The organism is Mesorhizobium sp. M0018, assembly GCF_040323955.1.
Taxonomy (GTDB): Bacteria; Pseudomonadota; Alphaproteobacteria; order Rhizobiales; family Rhizobiaceae; genus Mesorhizobium.
Map to the genome: position 1 here is coordinate 392,089 of NZ_JAMYVL010000002.1, position 15,447 is coordinate 407,535.

A 15,447-nucleotide genomic window follows, 5' to 3' on the forward strand; every position below is an offset into this window, starting at 1 on the left:
GCCAAATGAGTGTTCGGGTTTGCGCAGGCCCAATCGCGCGGCGAGGTTGCTCGGAGCATCGGCAACGTGAATATTGATCGAAATGTCGGGGCAGGCTTGGCGCATGCGGCATTAGTGCCGCCAACCGCGGAGACAGGACATGACCCTTTCATTGCAGGAGGTTTCCGATAGGCTTGAGATCGAACAGCTGCTTGTTCGCTATTGCTATGCGGTGGACGATCGCGACTGGGAAGCCTATCGCAAAATATTCACACCCGATGCCTTGCTTGACGACACTGTAACAGGTGGAATCAGGAGCGGTGTGGATGAGCATGTTGCTTACATGAAAGGCGCCCTTTCCAAGATATTGATCTCGCAGCACGCCATTTCGACAATCCTTCTGGATCTCCGAGGGGACGAGGCCAGCGCGCGCGTGCATTGTTCATGCCCGATGGTGGTAGACCTCGGCGAAGGCAAAAGGCAGGTCTTCTTCCAGGGGCTTTGGTATCGAGACCGCGTCGTACGCACGTCCGAGGGCTGGCGCATAAGTGAACTGGTCGAGGAAGGCTATTGGAATCACAATTTGCCGGAGGGGTTCGCGTTCTGACGTCTGTTACGCGCTGTGCTGGATCCGCCCCGGACGCCGTTCTCAGACCTGGCAGCTACTGGCGCAACACGGTGTTCTTGGTGCCTTCTTCGACCTGGTCGATGACCAGCAGCTTGACCGGGTCGGCGCCGACATTGGTCGCCTGATGCCATTGCCCGATCATCTCGATGATGAAATCACCTGTTTGATAGGTGTTGCTCTTGCCGGTCTCGACATTGGTGACCTGAAGCGTGCCGGCCTCGACATAGGCATAGCGCGGAAACGGATGCTTGTGGACCGGCAAGGTCGCGCCCGGCGCGATCTGATAGGCCGAGACCAGGACCTGGACGTTGTTCTGCGGCAGCGTGATCGGCTGGCCGGACGCGGTCTCGGTGCGAGAGGCAAGCGGGGTCACGACAACCGGCGTCCCGCCGGCATCCAGCGCCTGGGCGTTGTTTGCAAACAGTGCAGCCGCGAGCAGCAGCGTCGGCGCCAAGATTTTTCGCATGATTCCCCCAGGCTGCGTCAGCATCGCGCAGCACGCATTGGTGCGCAAGCTTGTCTGTTGGGGAGCGCCTTATCCCGCTCTTCTGAACATGCCTGGCGTCATGCCATGCATAGCCCGGAATGTACGGGACAGATGGCTCTGGTCCGCGAAACCTGCTGCGATAGCGGCGTCGGCGAGGCCAGATCCCTGTTCGATCAGCGCGCTCGCCCGGCGCAATCGCCGGTCCCGGATATAGGCCGCCGGCGTCAGGCCGATCGCCTTGTTGAAGTCGCGGATGACCTGGAACCGGGTCACGCCTGCCACGCCGGCAAGCCGCTTGAGGTCGAGCTGCGAACCAAGTTCGCTTTCGATAAGGTCGCGACAGAGCGAAAACCTCCGCTGCGATCCTGAGCTTTCGATCTCTTCGGCCTGTCCGCTCGAGCCGCCATGCCGAACGATCAGCCGTCGCAGCGCCACGAGCAGGGACGTCTCGGCCGTCATTGTTTCCGGGGATGTCGAGCCCTGGTGTGCTGCCATCAATGCCGCGGCGAGACTGCTGTCTTCGATCGTCGCGCGCGAAAACATTGGAGCGCCGTCCCGGCCGAGTTCGCGGGCAAGCGCGGTCATCAGCGGCACCGAAGGATAAAACGTCCGGTAAGCCCAGCCTTCGTCCGCGCCGCGTTCGCCGTCATGCCACTCCTCGGGATTGACGACGGCAATGGTGCCTGCCGGAGCGAGAACGCTTTGGCGGCCGATGCGAATGCGTTCGCAGCCGGAGGTGATCAGGGCGACCACATAGGTCGGGTGCGTGTGCAGGTCGTAACGGTGCCGGGTGAAGCGCGCCTTAAACAGACCAAGGTCGGGGAAGCACGGATGGCGCCAGAATTTCCCGGTCTCTGCCGCTTCGTTTGTCCTTGCCATGGTCAATCCGGTTCAAGACGCTTCTCGTCCGGCCTTCTATGGCTGGCAGGATCAAACCGCGCCGCCTTGCCGGCGTGAAAGGAGGCATCATGCTGCATAATGACCCCATCGCCGCGCTGACACCAGAGGTCATAGGCTGGCGGCACCATATCCATGCCAATCCGGAGCTCGGATTCAATGAATACGAAACGGCGCGTTTCGTTGCAGAGAAGCTGCGCTCCTTCGGCGTCGATGAGGTGCATGAAGGGATCGGCGGCACCGGCGTCGTCGGTGTCCTGCGCAGCGGCGCTGGAACGTGCGCTATCGGCCTTCGCGCCGAGCTCGACGCGCTTCCGGTGCTGGAGAAAACCGGCCTGTCCTATGCTTCGAGGCAAGAGGGCGTGATGCACGCCTGCGGCCATGACGGCCACGCCGCGATGCTGCTCGGCGCCGCCAAATTGCTTAGCGAGTCGCGCGCCTTCGACGGCGCCGTCACTTTCATCTTCCAGCCAGCCGAGGAAAACGAGGGAGGCAGCATGCGCATGATCGAGGACGGCCTGTTCAAGCGCTTTCCGGTCAAGGCGGTCTATGCGGTCCACAACTGGCCGGGCTTCAGGCTGGGGACGATCGCCGCCCGCGTCGGGCCGCAAATGGCGGCCGTCGATAATTTCGAGCTGACCTTCGAGGGTCTTGGCGCGCATGCCGCGATGCCGCAGCTCGGCGACGACCCGATCCTGGCCGCCAGCGCCTTCGTGCAAGCCGTCCAGCGCATCGTCAGCCGCTCGGTCGACCCGCAGAGCGCGCTTGTCGTCAGCATCACGCAGATCCATGGCGGCAATGTCGGCAACATCGTGCCGGGCAAGGTCTGGCTGCAAGGCACCTGCCGCTTCTTCGAGCAAGGCCTTTCCGACCATTGCGAGAGGCTGATCGGCGAGATCGCACAAGGTATTGCCGCCGCGCATTCGCTCAAGGCCAGGCTCGACTACAGGAAGGGCTATCCGCCGCTGATCAATACGGCGGATGCGACGGCCCGCGCCGTCGAGGCCGCCGCCCCCGTCGTCGGCCGGGAGAATGTCTTGACCGAGTTCAGCCCCAGTCTCGGCTGCGAGGATTTCGCTTTCATGATCCGCGACGCCGGCGGCTGCTATGCCTGGATCGGCGCCGGCGAGGCTGGCCCGGGCAAAGGCCTGCATGGCGACCGCTACGTTTTCAACGACGAGATCGTGCCGACGGTGATGCGCTATTACGTCAACCTGGTCGAGCAGACGCTTCCGCGGGCCGATCCTTCGACAGCAGTTTTTCCGGCGTGATCGGCAACTCCCGGATCCGCTTGCCTGTGGCGTCGAAGACGGCGTTGGCAACAGCAGCGGCAACGCCGGTGGCGCCGAGTTCGCCGATGCCTTTGCCGCCGATCGGGCTGGCATGCTCGTCCACCTCATCGACGAAGTGGATTATGATGTCGCCGGGAATGTCGGCGTTGACCGGAATGGCGACCCCGGAAAGGTTCTTCGACAGGAACCGCCCAAGCACCGGTTCGTGCCTGCTCTGCTCCATGGCCGCCATGCCCCAGCCCCAGATGATGCCGCCCGTCATCTGGCTGCGTGCGGTGCGGGGATTGACGATGCGGCCGGCGCTGTAGCTGCCGACGGCGCGACGGAGCCTGAGCAGGCCGAGCCCCGGATCGACGCCGACCTCCATGAAAATCGCGCCGAAAGTGCGCATGGCGAGGCCTTTGCCATGCTGCGCCGGATCGAACGAGCCGGAGCCGACGATCTCGCCGATGTCGGTATGGCTCATCACATCGGCGATCGTCTGACCGCCGGCAGCGCCCCTGCGGCGAATCTTGCCGTCCTGCATCTCCACCTCGTCCGGCAGCAGATTGGCAAGACGGGCAAGCTGCGAACGCGCATCTTCGGCTGCGGCAAGCACCGCCGCGCCCACCCCCATGGTCGATGACGAGCCATAGGTCGGTCCCGCCTCCGGCAGCTGCGTATCGCCCATTTCCAACTCGATCTTCTCCATCGGCAGGCCCAGCACGTCGGCTGCGATCTGCGGAAAGATGGTGAGTGTTCCGGTCCCTATGTCCTGCGTGCCGGTGCGGATGAGCACCGTGCCGTCCCTGTGCAGCCTGACCTCGGCTGCAGGCGTCGGGTGGCGGAAACAACCCATGGTACAGGTCGCCATGCCGTAGCCGATCAGCCAATCGCCGTCGCGTTGCGGCTTGCGCGGGCGCTCGCGCCAGCCGAACAGGCGGGCGCCTTCCTCATAGGCCTCGCGCAGCTTCTTCGATGACCAGGGCTGGCCGGTGGCCGGATCCGTGTCCGCATGGTTGATCAGACGCAGGTCGAGCGGATCGACGCCCAGGCGGTGGGCGAGCTCGTCCATCGCGCTTTCGAGGGCCCAGGTGCCTGGACCCTCGACCGGCGCGCGCAGCGCCGTCGGCATGGCGACGTTCGCGCGCTCGACGCGCTGGCTGAGACGCATCGCCGGCGTGGCGTAGAGACCCTTCGAGGCTTCGGTGGCGAACTCGACGAAATCGTCGCTCACGGTGGTCAGGTTGATCACGTCCTGTTGCACGGCGGTCAGCTTGCCCGAGCTGTCCGCCGCCAGCACGATCTTCTGCGCCATGCGCGGCTGATAGCCGAGACAGGAATAGGCGTTGGCGCGGCTTAGCGCCAGCCTGACCGGGCGCTGCATGATGCGCGCGGCGGCGGCGGCCAGCACCTGATGCGGCCAGATCCAGCCCTTGCCGCCGAAGCCGCCGCCGGTATGGCGGGAAATCACGCGGACCTTCTCGGCCGGGACATTCATGCGGGCGGCAAGCACCTGGCGGACACCGTAGACGTGCTGCGTGGCATCGTGCAGCGTCAGCTCTCCGTCATTCCACTCAGCGAGCGTCGCCGAGGGCTCCATGGCGTTGTGATGGCGCGACGGCTGCAAATAGACGGCTTCGACCGTGGCGGCGGCGTCGCTAAGCCCGCGGTCGACCTCGCCCTTCGTAAACGTCGGCTCCAGGAACAGGAAGCCGCTCTCCCTCGGCACGACCGCAGCCTTGTCGATGGCGGTCCACTCCGGCGGTGCCGGCAATTCCGGCTCGGCGAACTCGTAGCGCAATGCGACGCGGCGGGCGCCGGCCTCCGCCGCCTCCAGCGTCTCGCCCAGCACAATGGCAAGCGGCTGACCCTCGTGACGTATCTCGTCGCCCTGCATGGGCATGAAGCTCTGCGCGGCCGGCGGGCCTTCGGCCTGCTGCATCTGCGTATCGGGCTCGGCCCTCGGCGATGCGAACCGGCCGAATTTGGGCATGTCCTCATGCGTGAGCACACGCACGACGCCCTTCTCGGCGAGCGCGTCGTCGACCATGATCGACGTCACGCGGCCGGCCGGAACGGGCGCGGTCACGAGTACCGCATAGAGCAGGTCGGGGGCGAAATAGTCGGCCGCATAGCGGGCGCGGCCGGTCACCTTGGCGCCGCCGTCAGGGCGGGCAACAGGCTGGCTGATCATCATGACGGCATCCTCGCTGCTCTTTCGATCGCCCGCAAAGCGGCGGTCTTGGCCAGTTCGATCTTGTAGGCGTTCTGCGACAAGGGACGCGCTTCGGCGAAGGATTGCTCGATAGCGGTGCTCAACGCCTCGCGATCGCCGATTTCGGCGCCGGCGAGCTGCTCCTCGGCGGCGCTCAGCCGCCACGGCCGCAGCGCGACGGACCCCAGCGCCAGGGCAGCCCGACGAATGGTTTGGCCGTCCATCTCCAGTACAGCGGCGGCGGAGACGATGGCGTATTCGTAGGATTCGCGCTCGCGCACCTTGAGGTAGGCAGATCGCGGCGCCGGCGCCGGCAGCTCGATTGCCGTAATCAGTTCGCCTTGCTGCAACACATTGTCCGCCTCGGGCCGCGTGTCGGGAAGCAGGTGGAATTCCGTTGCCGGAATGCGCCGGCCGCCGCTGCGGTGCGCGGTGACGATGACCGCATCAAGTGCTGCCAGCGCCACCGCCGGGTCGGATGGCTGGGTGGCGACGCAATCCTCGGTCCAGCCGAAGATTGCGTGATTGTCGTTGATGCCATGCAATGCCGAGCAGCCGGAGCCGAGCTGACGCTTGTTGCATGGCAGCTGCTCTTCGGCACGGAAATAGGCGCAGCGCGTCTTCTGCAGCAGATTGCCGCCTATCGTTGCGAGATTTCTCAGTTGCGGCGACGCCGCGTTGAGGATCGCCTGGCTCAATACGGGATAATCGCGCATCACCAGCGGATGCTGCGCGACATCGTTGAGATGCGTCAGCGCGCCGATCGTCAAGCCGCCGCCGGGCAGTGCCTCGATCTGATCCAGCCCATCGAGGCGGGAGATATCGATGATCCGCGCCGGCCCGGCAATTCCAAGGCGCAGCCAATTGAGCAATTCGGTGCCGCCGGCGAGAAAGGCGCTGTCCGGCGCGGCACCGGCCGCGATCGTGTCGCCCAGGCTGTCGGCGCGCGCGTAGACGAATGGGGTCATTGGCTCACCCTCCCGGCCGCCGCGCGCACCGCCTCGGCGATTTGCGGATAGGCGGAGCAGCGGCACAGATTGCCGCTCATCCATTCGCGGATCTCGGCATCGGAGCCGGTATGTCCCTCCTCGATCAGCGCCGCCGCCGACATCACCTGGCCGGGCGTGCAGAATCCGCACTGGAAACCATCATGATCGATGAACGCCTGCTGCACGGGATGAAGCGCGTCGCCGTCTGCCAGCCCTTCGATCGTCGTGACCTCGCGTCCCTCGCAGGACACGGCAAGTATCATGCAGGCATTCACACGCCGTTCGTCGAGATGCACGGTGCAGGCGCCGCACTCGCCGAAATTGCATCCCTTTTTCGTTCCGGTCAGATGAAGCCGCTCGCGCAGCAGGTCGAGCAGCGTGACGCGGGGATCGAGATCGGAAAGGCTGTGATCCTCTCCGTTCACCCGCAACCTCAATAGGTGCCGATCGTGGAAGTTCATGTGGGGGTACCTCGAAGCACATGCCGTACTCGCCGCAAGGGACTCGTCCAGCAAGCAGCCACCCACCTGTCGAGGCGAAATAGGGCGGTCAATTCCGGTGAAAAGGCGCTGCCGGTCAGGGAAGGCTAAAAAACGCGCATTTGAGATTTGCGGCGGAAACGCCCTGAATGCCGCCGCAAAAAGTGTCACCGTAATTCCGTAATTCCCGTCATTCAGGTTGGCTTGGGCGGCCTACATTGGGAACATTGCCGCGCCGCTGTCCAATCTAGGGCAGGCGGCTTTCCAGGGCAGGGCGGCCTTGCGACTGGCAATGTCGTCCGGCAAATGAAAGATGAAGCTGAGAACTACGAGTTCGCGATCGGACGACGCCAGGATTCGCCGCAAGCGCACAGGAAACGAAACGTGACCGTGATCGCACTGAGGCGCTACTCGTTGCCGGCGGGCCGAGGAGGATTGCTCGTGAAGGTCGGCTAGGGACGGTATCGCGCGGCAGTGTTGAACGCGGCCTGGGGATCAGTACGATCACGAGGGAAATCAGGGAGCGGATCGCCGCGGTGGCAAGGAGGTGCTCCATGCCGGTCGTGGCGTCTGTGACCGCAGGGGCAGGCGCTGTCGAAATCCGCACCCGGCTTATGCCGCTGTTCCCGTGATGCCACCGCGCTGCACACGCCTCAGCCAGCACGTTCAATTCTCACCGTGACGGAACCGGGACGATCAAAGATCGAAACATCGCCGGCGACCTTCCCGAGCACAACGATGCTGGGCGACGGGACGCGACCATTCCGATAGTAGATCACGAAATGATCGGAACTCCACAGCCCGAGCGTGCCGACCGAGAAGTCGCGCTGCCGTGTCTGTTCCGGAAATGGAGCCGGTAGATTTACCGGTCTTCTTCCTGGCGAAGGTGGTCGCTCATCTCAATGGTAAGCGGCAACATCTGAGCAAGAGATTTTGCGGCTTCGTTATCGGCAAGATCGGCCGTGACCTCGCCCCAGTCTGATGAAATGCGAATACGTTCTTGAGCCATCCTGGGTCCAACCATTCCAAATGCAATAACGCCAGCGCTCAGCAGTGATTTCAGCACGGGTCATTCGTCCGTTTTCTAGGCAGATGGAGCCCGCCCCAGCAAACACAGGCTCCATCTCGTCAGTCACGCGGAGAGGTGCTGATTGAAGAAGCTGGTAAGCCTGTCGAACGGAATCAGGTCCACACGGTCGTAGAGATCGACGTGACCGGCGCCCTGGACCCAAACCAGTTCCTTGGGCTCGGCTGCCAGTCTGTAGGCTTCCTCGCTGAATTCCCTCGAATGCGCCTGATCGCCGCTGATGAACAGCATTGGGCGCGGCGAGATCGTCTCGATGTCATTGAACGGGTAGAAGTTCATGAATTTGACGTTGCTGGTCAGCGTCGGCTTAGTCGTTATCTGGTCGGAGACACCCGCCGGGGTAAACTCTCCGCGGGGTGTCCGATAGAAATCGTAGAACTCGCGCTGGATGGGATGCGTCGACGCGGTCAGTTCGAGATCAGTGCCGCCCGTATACTGGATTTGGCCGCCTTCGAACTCGGAGTAGCGCTGTTCGGCGGCCGCCGCGATGATCTGCTTCCGTTGCTCGACGCTTAGCGAGTGATTGAGTGCGTTTCGGTTCGCCGCGCCCATGTCATACATGCTGACCGTGGCGATGGCGCGCATGCGCGGGTCGATCTTGGCGGCGCTGATGACGAAGCTGCCGCTGCCGCAGACACCAATCGCGCCAATGCGGTTGCGGTCCACGAACGCGTGTGTCCCGAGGAAGTCCACCGCCGCGCTGAACGCCTCGGCATAGACATCCGGCGAAACGATCTGTCGGGCTTCGCCCCCGCTCTCGCCCCAGAATGGCAGGTCGATCGCCATGGCGATGAAGCCCTGCTCGGCCATCTTGGTGGCATAGAGGGTCGCGCTTTGCTCTTTCACCGCGCCCATTGGATGGCCGACGACGATGGCCGGATGACGTGCATTGCGGTCGAGGTTCTTGGGAACGAGCAGATTTCCCGCAATATTCATATGGTATTGGCTTTTGAAGGTCACTTTCTCCAGCGTCACCTGACCGCTTGTATAGAAATTGTTTGCACCGTTTGACATGTCTTGAGCCTTTGCGAAGGGAAAGTTGAAGAGTGACGCCCCACTGAAGGCGGCGATGCCGGAGCCGGTCAGCTTCAAAAGCTCCCGCCGGTGGATTTCACGCGCTGGTATTTTCGTATCAGGGGTATTCAAAGGCATTTCCGATCTCCTGTAAGTTTGGGTTGGAATTGAACCACTCGCCACTTTGGCCAGTCCTCTTCGAGTTTGAGCAGACGCCGACCGTTGCCGATCAGCGCGATTGCGAAGCCGGCCAGAACCAAGCTGCCGATGAAGATCGCGGAGATCGTCAGACCATACAGCAGCACCCCTCCGACTACCGCGCCCAGAAGGATCGAAGCCTGGATCGCCGCGACCATCAGGCCTGCCGGCGGCCTCGGCCGCATTTTGCGACATCCATGTCATCCAAATCACCGACATCGCGGTAATGCATTGTTGCAGTGCAAACCTAATGGTTTTGCCATAAAGCGATTACCCCTATAAATCGGCATGAACCTATCGACCATATCGAATAATCTGCTGCAAGCGACGGAGAGAGAAACTTCATGGCCAGAACCGATCTCAACCAATTGACGTGGTTTCAGGCTGTCGCAGAAGAGCGCAGCTTCACCAAGGCGGCGGCAAAGCTCGGCGTCGCGCAATCGACGCTCAGTCACACGATCAAGCAGCTCGAAACACGCATGGGCATACGCCTTCTGACCCGCACGACGCGTAATGTCGCGACGACCTTTGCGGGCGAAAGGCTGCTACAGACGATCACCCCGCGCATTGGTGAAATCGAAGACGAGATCACAGCGCTGATGGCGCTCCGCGAAAAGCCGTCAGGCTCGATCAGGTTGACCCTGTCCGACCACGCGCTCGAAAGCGTCGTCTGGCCGAAGCTTAAGCCGGTCCTCAGCGGCTATCCCGACATCGGCGTCGAACTGATCCTGGACAGCACCTTCCGCAACATTGTCGAGGAAGGTTTTGATGCCGGTGTCCGGCTTGGAGAGAGCGTCGAGAAAGACATGATCGCGGTCCGCATCGGCCCGGACTGGCGCTTAGTCGCCGTGGCTTCGCCGCGATACTTCGCGGCGCACAGCGTGCCTGTGCATCCGCAGGATCTGGTCCGGCACGTCTGCATCAACATGCGTCACGAAACCGCCGGTGGTCTGTACGCATGGGAGTTCGAGAAGGATGGACAGGCGCTGCGTGTCCGTGTGGACGGTCAACTTACCTTCAACAACTCCTACGCCATGATCGACGCTGCAGTGAGTGGCTATGGCATCGCCTATGTTCCCGAGAACATCGTGGAGCGGCACGTCGTCTCAGGATTGCTGGTGAAGGTCCTCGACAACTGGTCACCCTTCTTCGATGGCTATTTTCTCTATTATCCGAGCCGCCGCCAAAACCTTCCTGCGTTCAAGATCATTGTCGACGCGTTGCGGCATCGGGATCCGTCGGGATCGTGATGTTCCCTTCGTCATATTGTACTCAGGGGCGTGGTCGATAGCGGCTCATTCCTGAATCTCGATAGGCGCAGCAGGAAAGGCATAGGTCGAGGTCCGGTATCCAACTCGAAGCGTTAGTTATAACCAGAACATCGCGTCGATGCTTGCGCGAAGGTTGGCCACAACTTTCTTCCCCATCGCGCCGGCTGGAGCGAAGCGCATGATCCTACAGGGAAATTGAATAGGTCCGCGGCCGCATCGCACCGCAGCGTAGATGTTGGCTCCCCGGGCCGGATTCGAACCAGCGACCAACCGGTTAACAGCCGGTTGCTCTACCACTGAGCTACCGGGGAACAGAGGCTCTTGCGTGAGTGGGGCAGCCTATAGCAAACCCGTTTCGGCTTTGCAAAGAAGCATTTCGCATTTTTTCGGTGCTTTTTGGCGCAGGGCTTGCTGGCAATGGCCGGCGAGCGCCCTCATATGAGCTGTCTCTCGCATGTCACGGAACAGAAAAGGCCGTTGCGGCTTTCTCCGGCTGACGGTGCTACTGATGCAAACGGATCGACATTTCACATGACGGCAATGAGCGACGAACAGCCACCGGCCCGGAAAATCTCGGTCTTCGGCCGCCAGTTCACCATGCCGCGCTCGCGCGGCCTCCGGATTGCGATCGGCGTCGTGCTGATCATCGGCGGCATTCTCGGCTTCCTGCCGATCCTGGGTTTCTGGATGGTGCCGATCGGATTGCTGGTGCTCTCCTACGAATTCGCGTTGGTGCGCCGTCACCGGCGCCGCTTCGTCGTCTGGTGGGAGCGACGGCGCCGGCCGGATTGAGACTGCCCTGCTGACCGGCCGGTATCCGGCAAAATGTCGGAGAGCGGCGTGGTCCGTCCAGGCCTCACCTAGGCTGGCCGAAGCAGCTCTCCAGGCGTTCGCAAAGCTCCTTGAGAACGGCGGTAGCCGATGCCAGCCGCGCCCGGTCGCGCGGCGGCAGGCTGTTTGCGCCTTCTATGCTGAGGCGGTCGATGGCATAGCGCACAAGCTCTGCAGACTGCGACAATCCGCGCGACGTGCCGTCCTTCGTAGCTGCTCGACGCATGGCGGAGCCTCCTCTTTGCCCAACGTGGCCGCCGGTTTCGGGTTCCCGTCGCCCAGAATCATGCTTAACGATAAGCTAATATGTTATTGCTAAGATGGGCATTGCGTTGATAAGGCAGGGCATGGAATGTCGAGGAACCGTTGGGAATGCATGGTGGCCGCTTGACGGCATTTTCGCCGCAACCTATTGGAGCCGGGTGGAACGCCGGGAGCAATGAGGCCTCGTGGCGGAGTGGTTACGCAGAGGACTGCAAATCCTTGCACCCCGGTTCGATTCCGGGCGAGGCCTCCAATGCCCGAGCTCCCGCGCGTCAGCGTCAGGGGGCTTCAGTTCCGGTCGAAACAGCCGCGGCCTTTGCGCGGCAAGCGGATGGTTGGAACATGAGCGCTGATTTTGCCGAACGCCGGGTGAAGATGGTCGACGGCCAGATCCGCACCACCGACGTGACCAGCGCACCGCTGCTCGAGGCGATGCTTGTCGTGCCGCGCGAGGCCTTTGTCGGCGCCGGCCAGCGTGACCTTGCCTATATCGACGAGGACATCCGCATCGCCGATACGGCCGACGGTCCGCGCTATCTGATGGAACCGTCGCCATTGGCCAAGCTGATGCAGCTGGCCGATATCGGCCCAAGCGATTCGGCACTCGATGTCGGCTGCGGCACCGGCTATGCGGCGGCGATCCTGTCGCGGCTGGCAAGGTCCGTGGTGGCGCTGGAAAGCGATGCGGCGCTGGCCGAGACCGCCACTTCGACGCTTGCGGCACTCGGTTGCGGCAATGCCACCGTGGTCCACGGGCCGCTGCCGCAAGGCCACGCAGATAAGGCGCCTTACGACGTCATCCTGATCGGCGGCAGCGTCGGCGAGGTGCCGGCGGCGCTGTTCGACCAGCTTGCCGAAGGCGGCCGACTCGTCGCCGTGGAGGGGCAGGGCAATTCGGGCGTAGCCCGGCTTTTTTTTAAGACTGGAGGGGTTGTAACGGGAAGACGCGCATTTAATGCGGCAATTAAGCCACTACCGGGATTCGAACGCATTCCCGCCTTCGAATTCTGAGTGATTTTGCCTTGCAGCGAAGGCGCTGTCATGATCGCTTGCGTTTGAACAATCGTTGCTGATCTGCATAACCGGGTGTTTCTTGGGGGCTTTCAGCGGGGGAACGATAAAAAACGCGGCGCCGGCTGATCAGAAGGAGAAGCCAGCGTGGCGCAGTTCCCGTGCAAAACGAATGAGGGAATATAACGTGCCGTCTGTACGCAAGTTGCTTTTTACCGCTGTCCTCGTTTCGGCGACCGCGCTTTCTCCAATGGCCGCCTCGGCCGAAACCATTCTCGGGGCACTTTCAAAGGCCTATCAGAACAATTCCTCTCTCAATTCTTCACGCGCCGGCGTTCGCGTCACCGACGAGGGCGTTGCCATCGCCAAATCCGGCTGGCGCCCGACCATCACCGGTTCCGGAAGTATTGATTATACCGCCAGCCACAGCAACCTGTTGCACCGAAACATCTCGTTGACCACCGGCAACTTCGGCGTCGAGATCGACCAGACGCTGTTTGACGGTTTTCAGACCAGGAACAATGTGGCGGCCGCCGAATCGCGGGTCCGCGCTTCGTTCGAAAGCCTGCGCAACGCCGAAGAAAACACTCTTTTCAACGCGGCAAGCGCCTATATGGATGTTATCCGCGACCGTCAGGTCGCCGTGCTGACCGAACAGAACCTGCAATTCCTGACCGAGCAGGCGCGTGCGGCGCGTTCGCGCTTCGAGGTCGGCGAAGGTACGCGCACCGACGTCGCGCAAGCCGACGCCCAGCGTGCCTCCGCGGTGGCGCAGTTGAGCGCCGCCCGCGCCACGGCGCTGGCAAGCGCCGCGACCTATCGCCAGATCGTCGGCGACGAGCCGGGCAGGCTCAGGCCGGCTTCGCCGGTGTCGAAGCTGTTGCCGTCGAGCCTCGATGCAGCGATCGCGATCGCATCGGCCGAGCATCCGGCCATCCTCGCCACCGCGCATCTGGTCGACGCGGCGGCGTTTTCGGTGAAGTCTGCCGAAGGCGCGCTGCTGCCGCAACTCTCGGCGTCGGCGGGTGTTTCGAGCGCCTATCGCGGCACCGCGCCCGGCTCGCTCTCCTCGACACAGGATGGCGTAACCAATTCGGCGAACATCGGTGCGACATTGACGATACCGATCTATTCCGGCGGCCGGACCTCGGCATTGGTTCGCCAATCAAAGGAATCACTTAGCCAGGCCCGTATCGAGGTCGATGTCAGCCGCGACACCGTGCGCCAGGCGGTGACCTCGGCATGGTCGCAATACACCGCCGCGCAGCAAAGCGTCACGGCCAACCGGCAGGTGGTCGCCGCCGCGCAGCTTGCCCTGAACGGCGTCATCGAAGAGCGCAATGTCGGCCAGCGCACCACGCTCGACGTGCTCAACGCGCAGGCGACCCTCATCACCGCCAAGATCAATCTTGTCAGCGCCGAACGCGACGTGGTGGTGGCGAGCTATGCCATCCTCTCGGCGGTTGGCCATTTGTCGGCAGACCGCCTTGCGCTCAACGTGACGAAGTACAGGCCCGAAGAGCATTACAACGCCGTCAAGGACAAGTGGATCGGTCTGCGCACGCCGGACGGCCGCTGATCGCCAGGCCGTGTTTTCAGCCCGCGCTCGAACGACGCGCGGGCTTTCAACTCCCGACCCTAATCTGTTGAAATCCGAGATGTCGCCAGATTGGGGATTCTCGCAAGCCGTTCCGTCGGTTACGCTGTTGCCATGATTCGAATCCGGCATTGCCGGACAGGAAATCTGGGAACGAGTCACAAGGGCGGCGGATGTGACGATGGCGACGGCAAGCAGCGTACAGCGCGAACCTTCCATGGAAGAAATACTAGCTTCCATCAGAAGGATCATCGAGGACAGCGATACCGGCCGCAAGCAGCCGGGCGACGCCGACGAGCTGCGCCAGGATCTGCAACCGGCGCCGGCAGCCGGACGGGCAGCGGAGGGGGATGCGTTCCGCTCCGAACTGCGCGGCGGGCTGGAGATCGCCAAGCCGGCCACGCGCGCCGAGGTGCAGCCAACGGCCGCGCCGGTCATTGAGCCCCTGGAAACGCCGCTGCGCGCCGGCCCGGAAAAGGCAGCGGTTACGCCGGCTGAGGTGAACACCGCTCCCGCAAAGCCGGATCGGCCTGCGACAGCCAAGGCTGCCGAGACGACCGACACCATCATCGCCGATTGGCGGCGCGAGATCGCGGCGGTCGGCGACGCGATGGCCAAGCCGGAGCGCGCCGAGCCACGCCGGACGCCGGACGCCGAGCCGAAAGCCGAGGTTTTCGAGAACGAGGCGACTGCTGAACCTGTGCCGGAGCCTTCGGAAATTGGGCCGGAGCCTTCGGAAAGCGGCCCGGAACCTTCGAAAATCGGCCCGGAATCTTCGAAAATCGGATTGGCGCGTCCGGCGGTCAGCGAGGCGCCGTCCCTTCGGCCGGCGATCCTTTCGGAGCATGCGGGCCGGCAGGTTGCCGCCGCCTTCGGTGAACTTTCGGACGCGTTTGCCAGCCGCAGCAAGAAGACCTTCGACGAGATGGCCGAGGAGATGCTGCGGCCGATGCTGCAGGACTGGCTGGACAACAACCTGCCGACGCTGGTCGAGCGGCTGGTGCGCGAGGAAATCGAGCGCGTCGCGCGCGGCGCGCAGTAGCAATTCGGAGAGCCGCCAATGGGCGGCGCTCGACCGGCGAATTGTCGAAGTCGGCGCTGCCCCTCATCCGCCTGCCGGCACCTTCTCCCCGTATAGTGACGGGGAGAAGGGGTTGACCGCAATTTAGGCGCCTTTTCCGCAACGTTCGTGACTGGCGAAAGCTTCAGTGCAGGCGTTTTTCTCC

General features: G+C 62.9%; 17 protein-coding genes and 2 tRNA genes. 8 read left to right on the plus strand and 11 right to left on the minus strand.

Translation table 11 applies throughout. From position 1 onward, the window contains the following. The first annotated feature begins 139 nt into the window (after nucleotides 1-139). Entirely contained in the window at nucleotides 140-586 is a 447-nt protein-coding gene (locus NKJ81_RS04165) for a nuclear transport factor 2 family protein (RefSeq protein ID WP_352539721.1), read from the plus strand. Nucleotides 587-641: 55 nt separating this feature from the next. On the opposite strand, the gene NKJ81_RS04170 is transcribed toward NKJ81_RS04165, so the two are convergent. Together NKJ81_RS04170 and NKJ81_RS04175 are read right to left on the minus strand one after the other, a co-directional pair. Then, nucleotides 642-1,073 carry a cupin domain-containing protein gene (locus NKJ81_RS04170; RefSeq protein WP_352539722.1) on the minus strand — a complete coding sequence of 144 codons (432 nt, stop codon included), beginning with the start codon at nucleotides 1,071-1,073 and terminating at the stop codon, nucleotides 642-644. A gap of 69 nt (nucleotides 1,074-1,142) precedes the next feature. After that, the gene (locus NKJ81_RS04175; RefSeq protein WP_352539723.1) at nucleotides 1,143-1,973 is read right to left on the minus strand and encodes an AraC family transcriptional regulator; all 831 of its coding nucleotides are present in this window, start codon (nucleotides 1,971-1,973) and stop codon (nucleotides 1,143-1,145) included. Between the two features lie 89 nt (nucleotides 1,974-2,062). On the opposite strand from NKJ81_RS04175, the gene NKJ81_RS04180 reads away from it, so the two are divergent. Next, nucleotides 2,063-3,262: an amidohydrolase gene (locus tag NKJ81_RS04180; protein WP_352539724.1), complete on the plus strand. Its 1,200-nt coding sequence runs from the start codon at nucleotides 2,063-2,065 to the stop codon at nucleotides 3,260-3,262. Here NKJ81_RS04180 and NKJ81_RS04185 read toward each other — a convergent pair. The 7 genes from NKJ81_RS04185 to NKJ81_RS04215 form a co-directional block, all read right to left on the minus strand. Further along, a complete protein-coding gene (locus NKJ81_RS04185; RefSeq protein WP_352470372.1) occupies nucleotides 3,201-5,462 on the minus strand; it encodes a xanthine dehydrogenase family protein molybdopterin-binding subunit in 2,262 nt (753 codons plus the stop codon). The genes NKJ81_RS04180 and NKJ81_RS04185 overlap by 62 nt on opposite strands. Then, nucleotides 5,459-6,448: an FAD binding domain-containing protein gene (locus tag NKJ81_RS04190; protein WP_352539725.1), complete on the minus strand. Its 990-nt coding sequence runs from the start codon at nucleotides 6,446-6,448 to the stop codon at nucleotides 5,459-5,461. The genes NKJ81_RS04185 and NKJ81_RS04190 overlap by 4 nt, the downstream gene beginning before the upstream one ends. Continuing rightward, nucleotides 6,445-6,930: a (2Fe-2S)-binding protein gene (locus NKJ81_RS04195; protein ID WP_352539766.1), complete on the minus strand. Its 486-nt coding sequence runs from the start codon at nucleotides 6,928-6,930 to the stop codon at nucleotides 6,445-6,447. Before NKJ81_RS04195 ends, NKJ81_RS04190 begins: the two co-directional genes overlap by 4 nt. A 671-nt stretch (nucleotides 6,931-7,601) precedes the next feature. Further along, nucleotides 7,602-7,748, minus strand: coding sequence for a hypothetical protein (locus tag NKJ81_RS04200; protein WP_352539767.1), 147 nt, complete (start codon nucleotides 7,746-7,748; stop codon nucleotides 7,602-7,604). Between the two features lie 62 nt (nucleotides 7,749-7,810). Beyond that, the gene (locus NKJ81_RS04205) at nucleotides 7,811-8,014 is read right to left on the minus strand and encodes a cyclophilin-like fold protein (RefSeq protein WP_352470375.1); all 204 of its coding nucleotides are present in this window, start codon (nucleotides 8,012-8,014) and stop codon (nucleotides 7,811-7,813) included. 66 nt (nucleotides 8,015-8,080) lie between these two features. After that, nucleotides 8,081-9,127 carry an alpha/beta hydrolase gene (locus tag NKJ81_RS04210; protein WP_352539726.1) on the minus strand — a complete coding sequence of 349 codons (1,047 nt, stop codon included), beginning with the start codon at nucleotides 9,125-9,127 and terminating at the stop codon, nucleotides 8,081-8,083. Nucleotides 9,128-9,177: 50 nt separating this feature from the next. Next, entirely contained in the window at nucleotides 9,178-9,405 is a 228-nt protein-coding gene (locus tag NKJ81_RS04215) for a hypothetical protein (protein ID WP_352470377.1), read from the minus strand. Nucleotides 9,406-9,591: 186 nt separating this feature from the next. Here NKJ81_RS04215 and NKJ81_RS04220 point away from each other — a divergent pair, with 186 nt between their 5' ends. Continuing rightward, entirely contained in the window at nucleotides 9,592-10,497 is a 906-nt protein-coding gene (locus tag NKJ81_RS04220; protein ID WP_352539727.1) for a LysR family transcriptional regulator, read from the plus strand. 257 nt (nucleotides 10,498-10,754) lie between these two features. Here the strand turns inward: NKJ81_RS04220 and NKJ81_RS04225 are convergent. Beyond that, nucleotides 10,755-10,829 (minus strand) — tRNA-Asn (locus NKJ81_RS04225). Between the two features lie 220 nt (nucleotides 10,830-11,049). On the opposite strand from NKJ81_RS04225, the gene NKJ81_RS04230 reads away from it, so the two are divergent. Next, on the plus strand, nucleotides 11,050-11,310 hold the full coding sequence (locus tag NKJ81_RS04230) for a hypothetical protein (RefSeq protein WP_023676401.1): 261 nt from the start codon (nucleotides 11,050-11,052) through the stop codon (nucleotides 11,308-11,310). Nucleotides 11,311-11,374: 64 nt separating this feature from the next. Here NKJ81_RS04230 and NKJ81_RS04235 read toward each other — a convergent pair whose 3' ends face one another. Continuing rightward, nucleotides 11,375-11,575 (minus strand): hypothetical protein, encoded by a 201-nt coding sequence (locus NKJ81_RS04235; protein WP_352539728.1) that lies wholly within the window; start codon nucleotides 11,573-11,575, stop codon nucleotides 11,375-11,377. A 217-nt stretch (nucleotides 11,576-11,792) separates the two neighbouring features. On the opposite strand from NKJ81_RS04235, the gene NKJ81_RS04240 reads away from it, so the two are divergent. The 4 genes from NKJ81_RS04240 to NKJ81_RS04255 all read left to right on the plus strand — a co-directional run bounded on the left by NKJ81_RS04240 (nucleotide 11,793) and on the right by NKJ81_RS04255 (nucleotide 15,263). Further along, nucleotides 11,793-11,866, plus strand: a tRNA-Cys gene (locus NKJ81_RS04240). An 89-nt stretch (nucleotides 11,867-11,955) separates the two neighbouring features. Beyond that, entirely contained in the window at nucleotides 11,956-12,624 is a 669-nt protein-coding gene (locus tag NKJ81_RS04245; protein ID WP_352539729.1) for a protein-L-isoaspartate O-methyltransferase family protein, read from the plus strand. A gap of 187 nt (nucleotides 12,625-12,811) precedes the next feature. Beyond that, nucleotides 12,812-14,203 carry a TolC family outer membrane protein gene (locus NKJ81_RS04250; RefSeq protein ID WP_352470406.1) on the plus strand — a complete coding sequence of 464 codons (1,392 nt, stop codon included), beginning with the start codon at nucleotides 12,812-12,814 and terminating at the stop codon, nucleotides 14,201-14,203. A 199-nt stretch (nucleotides 14,204-14,402) separates the two neighbouring features. After that, a complete protein-coding gene (locus NKJ81_RS04255; protein WP_352539730.1) occupies nucleotides 14,403-15,263 on the plus strand; it encodes a DUF2497 domain-containing protein in 861 nt (286 codons plus the stop codon). The last annotated feature ends 184 nt before the right edge of the window (nucleotides 15,264-15,447 follow it).

What these genes read in the sequence shown, in the direction of transcription:
- NKJ81_RS04220 (WP_352539727.1), top strand. Translation starts at nt 9,592, where the DNA reads ATGGCCAGAACCGATCTCAACCAATTGACGTGGTTTCAGGCTGTCGCA.
- NKJ81_RS04235 (WP_352539728.1), bottom strand. Translation starts at nt 11,575, where the DNA reads ATGCGTCGAGCAGCTACGAAGGACGGCACGTCGCGCGGATTGTCGCAG.
- NKJ81_RS04215 (WP_352470377.1), bottom strand. Translation starts at nt 9,405, where the DNA reads ATGGTCGCGGCGATCCAGGCTTCGATCCTTCTGGGCGCGGTAGTCGGA.
- NKJ81_RS04255 (WP_352539730.1), top strand. Translation starts at nt 14,403, where the DNA reads ATGGCGACGGCAAGCAGCGTACAGCGCGAACCTTCCATGGAAGAAATA.
- NKJ81_RS04230 (WP_023676401.1), top strand. Translation starts at nt 11,050, where the DNA reads ATGACGGCAATGAGCGACGAACAGCCACCGGCCCGGAAAATCTCGGTC.
- NKJ81_RS04170 (WP_352539722.1), bottom strand. Translation starts at nt 1,073, where the DNA reads ATGCGAAAAATCTTGGCGCCGACGCTGCTGCTCGCGGCTGCACTGTTT.
- NKJ81_RS04175 (WP_352539723.1), bottom strand. Translation starts at nt 1,973, where the DNA reads ATGGCAAGGACAAACGAAGCGGCAGAGACCGGGAAATTCTGGCGCCAT.
- NKJ81_RS04185 (WP_352470372.1), bottom strand. Translation starts at nt 5,462, where the DNA reads ATGATGATCAGCCAGCCTGTTGCCCGCCCTGACGGCGGCGCCAAGGTG.
- NKJ81_RS04165 (WP_352539721.1), top strand. Translation starts at nt 140, where the DNA reads ATGACCCTTTCATTGCAGGAGGTTTCCGATAGGCTTGAGATCGAACAG.
- NKJ81_RS04190 (WP_352539725.1), bottom strand. Translation starts at nt 6,448, where the DNA reads ATGACCCCATTCGTCTACGCGCGCGCCGACAGCCTGGGCGACACGATC.
- NKJ81_RS04180 (WP_352539724.1), top strand. Translation starts at nt 2,063, where the DNA reads ATGCTGCATAATGACCCCATCGCCGCGCTGACACCAGAGGTCATAGGC.
- NKJ81_RS04195 (WP_352539766.1), bottom strand. Translation starts at nt 6,930, where the DNA reads ATGAACTTCCACGATCGGCACCTATTGAGGTTGCGGGTGAACGGAGAG.
- NKJ81_RS04245 (WP_352539729.1), top strand. Translation starts at nt 11,956, where the DNA reads ATGAGCGCTGATTTTGCCGAACGCCGGGTGAAGATGGTCGACGGCCAG.